At 62.1% G+C, this 10444-nt stretch carries 11 protein-coding genes; 2 read left to right on the plus strand and 9 right to left on the minus strand.

The window, feature by feature from the left end:
- Positions 1–43 precede the first annotated feature (43 nt).
- Both BJ122_RS01450 and BJ122_RS19100 read left to right on the plus strand, forming a co-directional pair.
- Positions 44–514: an FKBP-type peptidyl-prolyl cis-trans isomerase gene (locus BJ122_RS01450; RefSeq protein ID WP_110779382.1), complete on the plus strand. Its 471-nt coding sequence runs from the start codon at positions 44–46 to the stop codon at positions 512–514.
- A gap of 549 nt (positions 515–1063) precedes the next feature.
- On the plus strand, positions 1064–1225 hold the full coding sequence (locus BJ122_RS19100) for a hypothetical protein (RefSeq protein WP_181418845.1): 162 nt from the start codon (positions 1064–1066) through the stop codon (positions 1223–1225).
- 89 nt (positions 1226–1314) lie between these two features.
- On the opposite strand, the gene BJ122_RS01455 is transcribed toward BJ122_RS19100, so the two are convergent.
- The 9 genes from BJ122_RS01455 to BJ122_RS01495 form a co-directional block, all read right to left on the minus strand.
- On the minus strand, positions 1315–1542 hold the full coding sequence (locus BJ122_RS01455) for a hypothetical protein (RefSeq protein ID WP_146227130.1): 228 nt from the start codon (positions 1540–1542) through the stop codon (positions 1315–1317).
- Between the two features lie 269 nt (positions 1543–1811).
- Complete coding sequence (locus tag BJ122_RS01460; protein ID WP_103013036.1) at positions 1812–1991, minus strand: light-harvesting protein; 180 nt, start codon at positions 1989–1991, stop codon at positions 1812–1814.
- A 12-nt stretch (positions 1992–2003) separates the two neighbouring features.
- The gene (gene pufB, locus BJ122_RS01465; RefSeq protein WP_027277373.1) at positions 2004–2147 is read right to left on the minus strand and encodes a light-harvesting antenna LH1, beta subunit; all 144 of its coding nucleotides are present in this window, start codon (positions 2145–2147) and stop codon (positions 2004–2006) included.
- Positions 2148–3478: 1331 nt separating this feature from the next.
- The gene (locus tag BJ122_RS01470; protein WP_146227131.1) at positions 3479–3730 is read right to left on the minus strand and encodes an integrase core domain-containing protein; all 252 of its coding nucleotides are present in this window, start codon (positions 3728–3730) and stop codon (positions 3479–3481) included.
- Between the two features lie 8 nt (positions 3731–3738).
- On the minus strand, positions 3739–4041 hold the full coding sequence (locus BJ122_RS01475; RefSeq protein ID WP_110779385.1) for a DUF2218 domain-containing protein: 303 nt from the start codon (positions 4039–4041) through the stop codon (positions 3739–3741).
- Between the two features lie 111 nt (positions 4042–4152).
- Positions 4153–6387: a TonB-dependent receptor gene (locus BJ122_RS01480; RefSeq protein ID WP_110779386.1), complete on the minus strand. Its 2235-nt coding sequence runs from the start codon at positions 6385–6387 to the stop codon at positions 4153–4155.
- A gap of 148 nt (positions 6388–6535) precedes the next feature.
- Positions 6536–7021 carry a GNAT family N-acetyltransferase gene (locus BJ122_RS01485; protein ID WP_245407563.1) on the minus strand — a complete coding sequence of 162 codons (486 nt, stop codon included), beginning with the start codon at positions 7019–7021 and terminating at the stop codon, positions 6536–6538.
- Between the two features lie 24 nt (positions 7022–7045).
- The gene (locus BJ122_RS01490; RefSeq protein ID WP_245407564.1) at positions 7046–9205 is read right to left on the minus strand and encodes a TonB-dependent receptor; all 2160 of its coding nucleotides are present in this window, start codon (positions 9203–9205) and stop codon (positions 7046–7048) included.
- Between the two features lie 164 nt (positions 9206–9369).
- A complete protein-coding gene (locus BJ122_RS01495; RefSeq protein ID WP_110779389.1) occupies positions 9370–10359 on the minus strand; it encodes a FecR family protein in 990 nt (329 codons plus the stop codon).
- Positions 10360–10444: the final 85 nt, after the last annotated feature.

The following is a 10444-nucleotide window of genomic DNA, read 5'->3' on the forward strand; positions in this document are numbered from 1 at the left end:
GGCCAGGCTGACCCACACGCTGCCCCGCTTGAGGAAACAACTCATGCTCAGATTTCACCGCGCGCAGTTGGTGGCGATCGCCGCCGCTGCGTTTCTCTCTGCCGGCGCGATCGTCGCGCCGGTTCACTCCGCCTTGGCGCAATCCGCAGGACAGAAACAGAAAATGACTACCGCTTCAGGACTCGTGATCGAAGACATTCAGGTCGGCACCGGCGCCTCGCCGAAGCCCGGCCAGATCTGCGTGATGCACTACACCGGCTGGTTGTACGTCAATGGCGAGAAGGGCAAGAAGTTCGACTCCTCGGTTGATCGCAACGAGCCGTTCCAGTTTCCGATCGGCCGCGGCCGCGTGATCGCTGGTTGGGACGAGGGCGTTGCCACCATGCAGGTCGGCGGCAAGCGCACCCTGATCATTCCGCCCGAGCTCGGCTATGGCGCGCGCGGCGCCGGCGGCGTGATCCCGCCGAATGCCACCTTGATCTTCGAGGTCGAGCTGCTCGGCATCAAGGGCTGAGCTGATTGCGTTACTGACCGGGTCGCATGCGCAGCCCGGTCAGGTTTGCCGTTTGGTCCATTCTAAATAATTGATAGTTATACCAACGGCTCCTACCATTGACTCGTCATGCCCGCGCTTGTCGCTGGCATCCACGTCTTGAAAGCGCTGCAAGAACAGAGATGTGGATGGCCGGGACGAAGCCTGGCCATGACGTGCGGATGGGTTGGTATCAATTTCCGTTGGTATTAGTTGATATTCCGCCGGGCGCGAAAACGCGGAAGTAATCGGTTGCCGAACTGGTAGTAAAGTGCCGCGGCATGCGCGATCGGTAGCGATCGATGTGAAGCTTGAGCTGGTTTGGTTGTCGCTCGCTTCACTCACAACACTGCTCAAAACGGGAATGTTGGCAGGCTGCAAGCTGGACTGAATCTAGCTGCGCTAACCGTTGCGTGTACCGGGTTTCCGCGCAACTGCTTGGCGATGAATCGATGCTTGTTGCTTTCCGTGAAGCGGGGTGTACTTAGTTGTTAGCAAGTGAGCGTGATCCAAAAATGTTCGCGGTACGACGTGACGCATTCTGAGCAGCCAGATGATCAGCAGCAGGTTCGCACTTGCGAGAAGTGCAGCCAAGTGATGGTGCGTCTTGGCGAAATCCGCCGCTCCCTGCAGAGCACCATGTGCGTCTATCGCTGCTACAACTGCAATAATGTGGTGGTTGAGCTGAAATAGCGCGCGACCTGCCGGCGCCCGGAACGCGGCAAAAGCTCAGTAAAATACCGATCGGGAAGAGGTGTGGGGCGGCCTGCTGAGCGCTTCGTTCAGCGCGATGTCAGGCGATTTTCAACCGAATCCAGCGGGTCGGTGCTGGAGGCGACCACCACCAGGTGATGGTCGCATAGCCCGCACTGAAATGTGCGCGCTTCAAAACCATCCGACAGCAGATGGACCCGCTTAACGGCGAGCTGTGCATGACAGCGAAAGCAGAGCGGAGTCCGATCGACCATTATCAAACCTGCGACATGAAGAATGTAGTCGTAGACCATCATCAGTTGTTGGTCAAAGGAGGAGAGTGATTATTAGTTGTGCACTCTGCTGCAAACGAGCTAATCGGTCTGCTGTGCCGGGTCGCTCAGCTAACTAATGGAGCTTTCATCCGTCTGTTGCGGACGGGACGCCATGCGCGTGATTCGGGATGCGGCGCTAACAATGCAGGCGAGCAGGGCGTTGATCGCTTCCCCAAAAAACAAACCCCGGAACACAAATGCGTTCCGGGGTTGCATGAAGCTGGAAAGCTTCACAGCTCGGATGAGCTGGATTAGCCAACCTTGACCGACGACTCGATCGCGGCAGCCTTGCCGTTCCAGTACTTCGAGAACCAGGTGGTCTTCGACAGGAGAGCGGCGTGCACGAGGATCGCGATCACAGCGACGCTGCCCAGGAAGAGCGGCAGACCGACGGTCGGCTTAACGACAGTCCAAATACGACCTTGATTCATGGTCCGAGCTCCTTAGTGCAGCCAGGGGGTGTAAACGAAGGCGAGGAAGTGAGCGAAGATCGCCACGGCGCCGAACACGCGGGTGCCGTCGATTACGTGCTTGTGGAGCTCTTCGGACTCCTCGACCGTCAGACCGGTCAGCGACTTTTCAGCCATTTTGGAACCTCATTATAATGAGTGTGTGACTTGATCTAAGAACCGAAGCCCTCGATCGCCGGCAACCTTAGCGGCGTCAGCCGCGACGACATTGCGCAGGAACAATTTTTGGTGAGGTCGGCGTGATTATTGGTGAGGTATCGGGTTGCAGATAGTGCCGTTTGAACCCTGCCGGCGTGCTGCGAATAGAGTTTAAACCCAAGTAGACACTGTCATTTTGCGAGCAGGTCGAAACGCTGCAAAGCGCTCGTCAACCTTGGGCGGGGTCGAATTTTCACTGTCCGGTTCATGCCGGACAAAAGCCTATTTTGGGGAGGCGGAGCCATTTTGCGGGATCTTGAGCCCCGAATCGCCGTTTCGCGATTCGCGTTCTGCAAGGCAAGGCGTCGGCACCAAGGCGCATGACGAGGCCGCTTCGCTCAGCAGCACGGGAGGCAAGGCGTTCCTCCTACCCGTTGAAGGGCGTGCCGAGGTCAGCGGGCGGTCCGGCGTCGTGATCCTTGCAGACCATGATCCGAGCGCAGCCGGTACACTTGAACACGCCGATCCTGGGGCGCAGGCCAGATCGTGGGAGATCCGCCACCAGATGCGTCGTCTCCCCGCACTCGCTGCATCGAGGCGGCCGTCCCGCGTCGTTACCGGTCATGAGACAACTCCGAAGCAATTTGCTTTTAGACTCGCGACGTCCGATTAAAATCGTGACGTTGCGTGTTCCTCGCATTCACATTTGTGAATGATTGCGTGTCGGAAGTGCGATCGGGGAATCGTCTTTGCCCATTCTTCATGGGGCCTTGCGTCGTTGCCGCGTGCATGGGGGCATCGTCGCCCACGGGCCGAACCGGGGGTGGCAAGCGTTGCGCTTGCATCGTGGCGTTGGGCCTGAGCCATTTGAGAAGAGCAGGGCTGGGCCCCGCGCCCTTGTTGTCGGTCGCTGGGGCCAGCCTGGGCTTCCTCCGGGATCACGGATCGGCCCTGATCCTGCCGTTTCCTGACCGAATCAGGGCGCGAACCGCGGCTCAGCTTGTGCTGGGGGGGCTTAAAAACCGACCGCATGACCAATGTTCCGCCACCCCATTGGTTGCTATTTCGCGCGACCGAAACGCGCCGGCCGTTATCGGCTCGGCTCCGTGTCGGTGACAGCGGTTGCTCGGTACGCGCGGCGGATCGCTTCGGCGGCATCCTTGGTCTGATGGGGCGCTGCTGGTCTCACGTGCAATTCCGCCGCATGCGGCGTCGCCGCCTACCTCATCGCCAACGACATTCCGCAGCTTGTGCGTGTCACGGAGTTGACCGTTCGGAAGTGATCTGGCGACCGTGACCTTGCCCCAATTTTATCCAGCGGCGAGTTCGGTCCTGGCTGTTGAGTTGCCCTGCTGGGCGGGTGGCGCAGCGGGAGCTGGCGCGCAGCCCTCGGCATAGCGTAGCACCAGATCCCGTCGCGGATGGGTGAAGGCGAATTCGGCCGGCGTCCGCCATCCGAGGCGGGAGTGTGGATGGGTTTGATTGTAATCGGCCCGCCAACGTCCGACGGAAGAGCGTCTCCTCAAGGGCGAGCAACACGCGGTGCTATCGTGGGCTGGCATGTAGTCCCTCACTCCCAGACGAAGCAAAGATCTTCGCGAAATGCGAAGCGTTCGATGTGGCTCATGACGACCTCCTGGAAGGTCGTCATGGTGGCTGCATCGATCGCGGTCAGATCAATCAACAAAGTGTCGGGCGTAGCGGTCAGCCGGGCCTCTCCGAGCGGCAAAGAAATCCGGGCCTGGGTCGGATCGAATTCGGTTTCGAATTTGTGCGCCCAATGCTTGCAGAGTTGCTGAAGATAGCGGCTGGCGTTGGTTGTGGGCACGGCGGCGTGGGTCGTATGCTGGCTGGAGGTCGAGGATGAGGTCATGCACGATCTCGATTGTTGCTTGATTGTGACGAACGGCTCAGGCGGGCGACGCCTGAGTTGTTTCGCGTTGTTTGGGCGGCGTCGCCGAACCGCGCGCCGCACGATCGATGTTTAGAAATTGAACGTCGCCGACACCATGTAAGTGCGAGGTGCGCCGACGGCGAGATAGCCGCGGGCCGCCGACAGATAGTAGGCCGTATCCGCCACGTTCTCGACCGTCGCGCGCAGCACGGCCGGCTTGCCGTTCGGGGCGATGAAGGTGTAGCGGGCGCCGAGGTCGACCCGCGTCCAGTCGGACACGGTCTGCGTGTTGGCCTGATCGTAGAACACGTCGGCCGCGTGGATCACGCGGCCGGTGAGGGTGACGTCCGGGGCCATCCAGGACGGCAGATCGTATTCGCCGTAAAGCGTCAGCGAGGTCGTCGGCACACCGGGGACGTCGTTGCCGTTGTAGCGGCCGCCGATGGTCGATACCAGCTTGGCATCGATCACCGCGATGCCGCCGAGCAGGCGGACGCCCTTGAACGGCTCGCCGAAGATGTTGAATTCGGCGCCACGGTTGCGCTGCAGCCCGTCGACCGAGAAGATTCTGGTGGTGGGGTCGGTGTAGGCGCTGGGCTGCTCGATCTGGAATAGTGAGGCCGTCAACGCGACGAAACCGAAATCATACTTGGCGCCGACCTCCTGTTGCTTGCTCACCGTCGGCGGGAATACCGTGTTGGGGTTGCGCGCCGTTGCGGGGGCAGTCGGCCCCGCGTCGAGCGCTTCGATATAGTTTGCGTAGATCGATAGCTCGTCCGTCGCGCGGATCACGGCGCCGACGGCGGGGCTGAAGCGGGCTTCGTTATAGTAGGAGGAGCGGGTTCCCTGCGTTGGCCCCGCGGCCGTGACGAAGCCGCTCAGCGCGATGTCCTGCCAGCGACCGCCAAGGGTCAGGAGCAGCCGGTCGTTGAACAGCGACAGCGTATCCGACACTGCCACGCTGCGAGCGGTCAGCCGCGACAGCAGCGGCCGGTCGTCGGACTGCGCAAAACCGCTGGTCTGAAACGCCCCCGGACGCGGACGCACCGGATTGTAGATATTGGTCACATAGCTGTACGGCGTGAAGCCGAGCGTGCCGCCGCGATACAGCTCGTTGTTGGCCTCGACCGCCGAGACGTTGAGCTGGTGGCCGATTACGCCGGTCCTGAACTTCGAGCGCAGCCCGATCTCGCCGGTGTAGCCCTGTAGCTCTTGCGGCTGGACTGCGAGCGTGTTGGTCGCCGTGCCGTTGAAATTGGTGATGCGGTAGGACGAAGTAAGGAAGTCTTCGTTGTAGATGCTGCCGCCACCGGCGAGATACAGCGTGGTATCCGGCAGAATGTCGTATTCGGCGCGGCCAGCGATCATCTTGTAGCGGCTGTCGATGTACTCGTCCTTGCTTGCGGTGTTGATGCGGCCGTTCGGCGCGGGCGGGATGACAATGTTCGGTGCCGCCGAGTTGAACAGCGACGTTGGCGCATTGATGTGCTGGACCGAGCTGTTGAGGTCGAGCGAGGCGCGGAAGTTCTCGCTGCGATAATCGAGGCCGAGCGAGGCGACGCCGACCTCGACCGAGTTGAGGTCGAGCGGCGTGTCGCCATTGCGGTAGGAGCCGTTGAAGCGAACGCCCCATTCCTTGAGGTCGCCGAAGCGGCGGCCGACATCGAGGTGATTCCAGATCTGGGAGTCGCTCATCCAGCCGGTCGTCAGGCGCGTCAGCGGTTCGTCGCCGGCCCGCTTCGGGATCAAGTTGATCGTGCCGCCGACCCGGGCGGTGCCGCCGCTGAGCAGCGCGCTCGGGCCTTTCAGGATCTCGATTCGCTCGATGCCCTCGAGGAAGTTTCGCCGCGGATTGGCGAGATAGAACAACCCGTCATAGGCGGTGTCGAGGTTGGTTACCGAGAAGCCGCGGATGAAGAACGAGTCGCGCTCGCTGAACGGTGGGGCGTCGTTGCGCACCGACGGATCGTTCGACACCACGTCCGCGATACTCCGCGCCTGCTGATCCTCCATCAGCTTGGAGGTGAAGCTGGTGATGTTGAACGGCGCCGAGAAGATGGAAGTGTTGCCGAGCAGGCCGAGGCGTGCACCGCTGCCGACCTGACCACCGGCATAGGGAACCGGCGGCTGTCCGATCGTTCCGGTTTGTGGCACGCCGGGCGTGGGGAACACCGTCGGCGGCGCCTCGGTCTGCCGCGCCCGGATCTCGATCGGCGGCAGGCTCGTCGAACGCGACGACGACGTTTGCGCCAGAGCGCCGTCGGCAAGCGGCATCACACCGAAACCAGAAATGACCAGAGCGATCTGACCAACTGTCTTTCTCATCAATGTCTCCGAGATGTTGTTCGTTGAATGTCGTGGAGAGCTACCGTTGCGCTGCGGGACTGCGGGCGATCGGCCGCAATCTGCGGCCACGGTTCGCGGCTGCGTCGAGCGGCGCCTCGAGGCCGAATGCGAAGTAAGACGAGGCAATTCATCGCAGTCGCGCCATGCAATGGGCGTCGACGAACTCACCCTCTCGAAAGCTGGCGGCCTTGTGCGTGCCCTCGATCGCGAAGCCGAACTTCGCGTACAGCGCCAGCGCTGCGACATTGTCAGTGAACACCGTCATCTCCAGCCGTTTGATGTTCAGCCAGTTGTCGGCGGTGTCGATCATCGCGGCCAGCAGCTTCGTGCCGACGCCGATGCGGGCGTAGCTCTCGTGAACGCCGATCCAAAATTCAGCGGCGTGGGCGCGGCGCCCGTAAAACGGGCGCAACGCGGACGCACCGACAACGCGTCCATCCACCTCCGCCGAGTAGTTCAGGTCGCGTGGAGACTGTGGCTCCAGCCATTTGGTAATGGTTTCGAACGACTCGTAGGGAAGGGCGAGGGTCCAGAACCGAAAGGCGTGTTGATTGACGATTTCGTAAATGTCGGCCGCATCTTCCCGGCGCATCGCTCGAATGATCACATGCATGTCGTTTTCCATTGCGCGGGCCGGCTAGAACGTCAGCTTGGCGCTGACCAGGTAGGAGCGGCCGGGGTCATAGAGTGGCCGGACGATGCCGCTGCCATATTCGAGTCCGTAAGTGCCGCGCGCCGCATAAGTCTGGTTCAAGAGATTGCGAACATCGCCGCGGAGCGTCAGCGACGGCACGGCGATCGGACGGTGTTCGGCAAAGAGGTTGACCACCTCGTAGCCGTCGAGTCGGCCGATCCCGGTGACGGGATTCAGCAGGCTGTCGTCCTCGAACGCGATCTCGACATCACCGCCGATCGCCAGGCTTAGCGGCGCGAATCTGTGCTCAACCTGAACGGTCAGGATGTCGCCGATCGGCGCGGTTAGGTATTTTCCGAAATAGCTGTCGGCCGGCCTGCCACTGATCGTTGCGTCGGTGCGAACGAACCGCAGGCGAACGAATCCATCGTCCCAAGAGAACGCACTGCCGATGTGAAAGCCTTGGCTTTGCACATCGAAGGCGCGGAGCGCCATGGCGGCGGCCCACAGCGGGACGCGGGCATCCCAGATTCGAGTACGGAATACGCCGCCCTCGATCCGGAACCTCGCAAAGTGCGCGACCAAGCCGGCGGTAGCGTTGTCCGAGGTAACTGAACGCGGCCCGGCGCCGTAGTTCCAGGCCGGGTTCTGGACGTAGTTCTCTGCAAGCGGAACGCCGGCCCAGACGTTGGAGTAACCGGCCTTTGCGGTCAGGTGACTAGTCAGGGCGTGCTCGCCCGATACGTTGCTGCTCAAGCCGTGGTCGCTGGAGCGGAAGCCATTGATGCCGCCGAACTGCTGATGGTCGCCGCGCAGCCCGAAGGACAGCTTGGTGCTGTTTGCGAGTTTCAGGCGGGCTTGGGCATAGGCGCCGACATTGTCGGCGGTCTCAGCAGTTCGATAGGTCTGTTCGATCGACCTGGCGCGGTCACGATAGAAATCGATGCCGGCGACGATGTCGCCGATCGGCAGTGCGAACTTGTTCTCAAGCTTGCCGTTGAGACTGTCAGTTAAGCCTTTGCTGGTGTGGCTGTAGGTGTCTAGCGTGGCACCAGCGTATTGGTCGACCGCGACCTGGGTGCGGTTGTAGCCAAGCACAACGTTCGGATCCCACCACCCCTCTGCAGAGTCATTGGAATAGGTAACGACCGTGTTTTGCCGGTCGAGGGTGTAAGGGCGGACGAGCGGCGTCATCTGCGGGCCGTAGATCTGCACCGCGTTGGCGCGGAATGGCCGGATGGCATCGTCGCGGATCAGCTCGTGACTGATCGACAATCGACGTCCCTCGGCACTCTGATAGGCGAGCTTGCCGAGGCCGCTCAGAACATTGGTCGAGCTGCCGAGCACCTGTTCGTCATTACCGGCTCGGAATTCGCTGCCTTTGCCATAGGTGAATGAGCCAAGCGCCTCGAATCCGCCCTGACGGCTGTAGCTGGTGAGGTTGGTGGTCGAGACATTGCCGTTCAAGTTGAACGTCGACTTGATCGAGCCGCCGAAACCGTCCGCGGCGAGAAAGTCTCGCGCGTCCTTGGTCAAGTAGGCGATTGCGCCGCCGAGCGCGCCGGGACCGGAGTCGGCAGGGGCTACACCGGCATCAACGCGGAGCGCCCTGAGCAGGTTGGGATCGATCATCGTGGTGGCGTTGTGGTGGAATACCTTGTTGTTCTGGCGCGAGCCGTCGATCGAGATCGCCAGATTGGTTTCATCGATGCCCTGAACATAGAGCTTCTGCGACATCGGCAATGACGAGCCGACCACAACGCTTGGTTCGCCGCGGAAGACGCCTCTGAGGTCGGTTGCATTTCGACGTTCGATATCGGCGCTTGTGATATCGATCTCGCTTACGCCGCCGCGCCCGATGCTGGCCTCACTCACGCTGATCGTTTCGATGGCGATGTCGAGCGACGACTCGATGGCGACGGTGCGCGGGCCGGTGAAGCGATAGGTGAGGTTCGAGCCGGAGAGAATTTCGCGTAGCGCGCTTTCGGCGGCGAGCCGGCCGCTGACGGCCGGTGAGGTGCCGCTGATCGCTCCTCCACCCAGCCGAACGACCTGAATCCCTGTTGTCGTCGTGAAATCGGCCAGGGCCGACAACCGGGGCTTGGCGTCGATCCGAAAATCGAACGACGCGACCGCTTGCGGCCGGGCTTCGGACGCGGTCACGAGAAACGCCAACGCACAGAGGGAGGCCCCGCACCTCGATCCGGCGATACTGGCAAATCTTCGCATGGTCTTGACGTCCCCCACGACGTTCGAGGGGTACGCGTTCAAAGCCCTCGCTGATCAACGTGCGTGCGAGGCAAAACCCGTAAAAATAGTGAGAGGCATTATCGATAGATCAGGGTGGCGACTCCAGGCACCGACAAGGTGCGCACGCCAAGGGTGGCGCGCAGCGCCTCCAGCACCGTATCCTGATCGTCGGCGCGAAAAGTACCGGACAGCGTCGTCCGTTCGAGTTGCCGATCGACGATCAGAACGTGACCGGCCGCCATTTTGTCGAGTTCTTTGACCACCTGCGACAGCGGTGCGCGGTCGACGATGATCAGGCCGCGTCGCCAAGCGAATGCCTGATCCGGTTCGATCGCGGCTGGCGTGCCGAGGCGATCGTTCTGGAAAGCGACCCGCTGCCAATCGGTCAGATCGACTTGGAGATCTGCAGTCTGAGGACCTGAGACTGCGACACGGCCGTGTTCGACAGTCACCGTCGCAGCGTCGCGGTCGACTTCGAAGGCGGTGCCGCGGACCAGGACGTCCACCTGTCCCGCGTGGACGGTGAAAGGACGTGCCGCGTCGGCAACGACGTCAAACCAGGCCCTGCCGCGCAACAAGGTAACGACGCGGCGACCGCCGGCCATGTCGCTGTTCAGGGCGGTATCGCCGTCGAGCACCGCCAGCGAGCCATCGGCGAGGCGCACGTCGCGCCGCTCACCAGGGCGCGTGGCCGCATCGGCAAAGGCCCGGTCGATGATGCCGGGATCGCGCCAGACGAAGATCGCGGCAGCCAGCGCCAGCACCGTTGCAGCGGCGGCGAACTTCCCCCCGATTTTTGCCGGTTGGCGGGGGCGCGGAGTCGGGATCGGCGCAGGGGCTTCGCGGTGCCAGCCGGAAGCGGCGAGCCGAGCTGCCGGTTGATCGAGCTCACCCCAGAACTCCCAGACGGCCTGGATCGCTTCAGCATGTGCAGCATTCGCCGCGAGCCAGGTCTGGTAAGCGCGGCGCGTTTCGTTGGACGCGAGAGGATTGTTGAGGCGGACGAACCACTCGGTCGCCTCGTGAAGCGCCCGCTGACGGTCGTCGTTATCCGACGCGGTGGTCATCTCCACGCCATCTCTCGCGAGGCGCACGGCCACAATCGACGTCGCGCGTCTCCAACGCGCGGCCGTCGCCGCGTTCTCGCGTGGG

The organism is Rhodopseudomonas faecalis, from assembly GCF_003217325.1.
In the GTDB taxonomy this organism is placed as follows: Bacteria; Pseudomonadota; Alphaproteobacteria; order Rhizobiales; family Xanthobacteraceae; genus Rhodopseudomonas; species Rhodopseudomonas faecalis.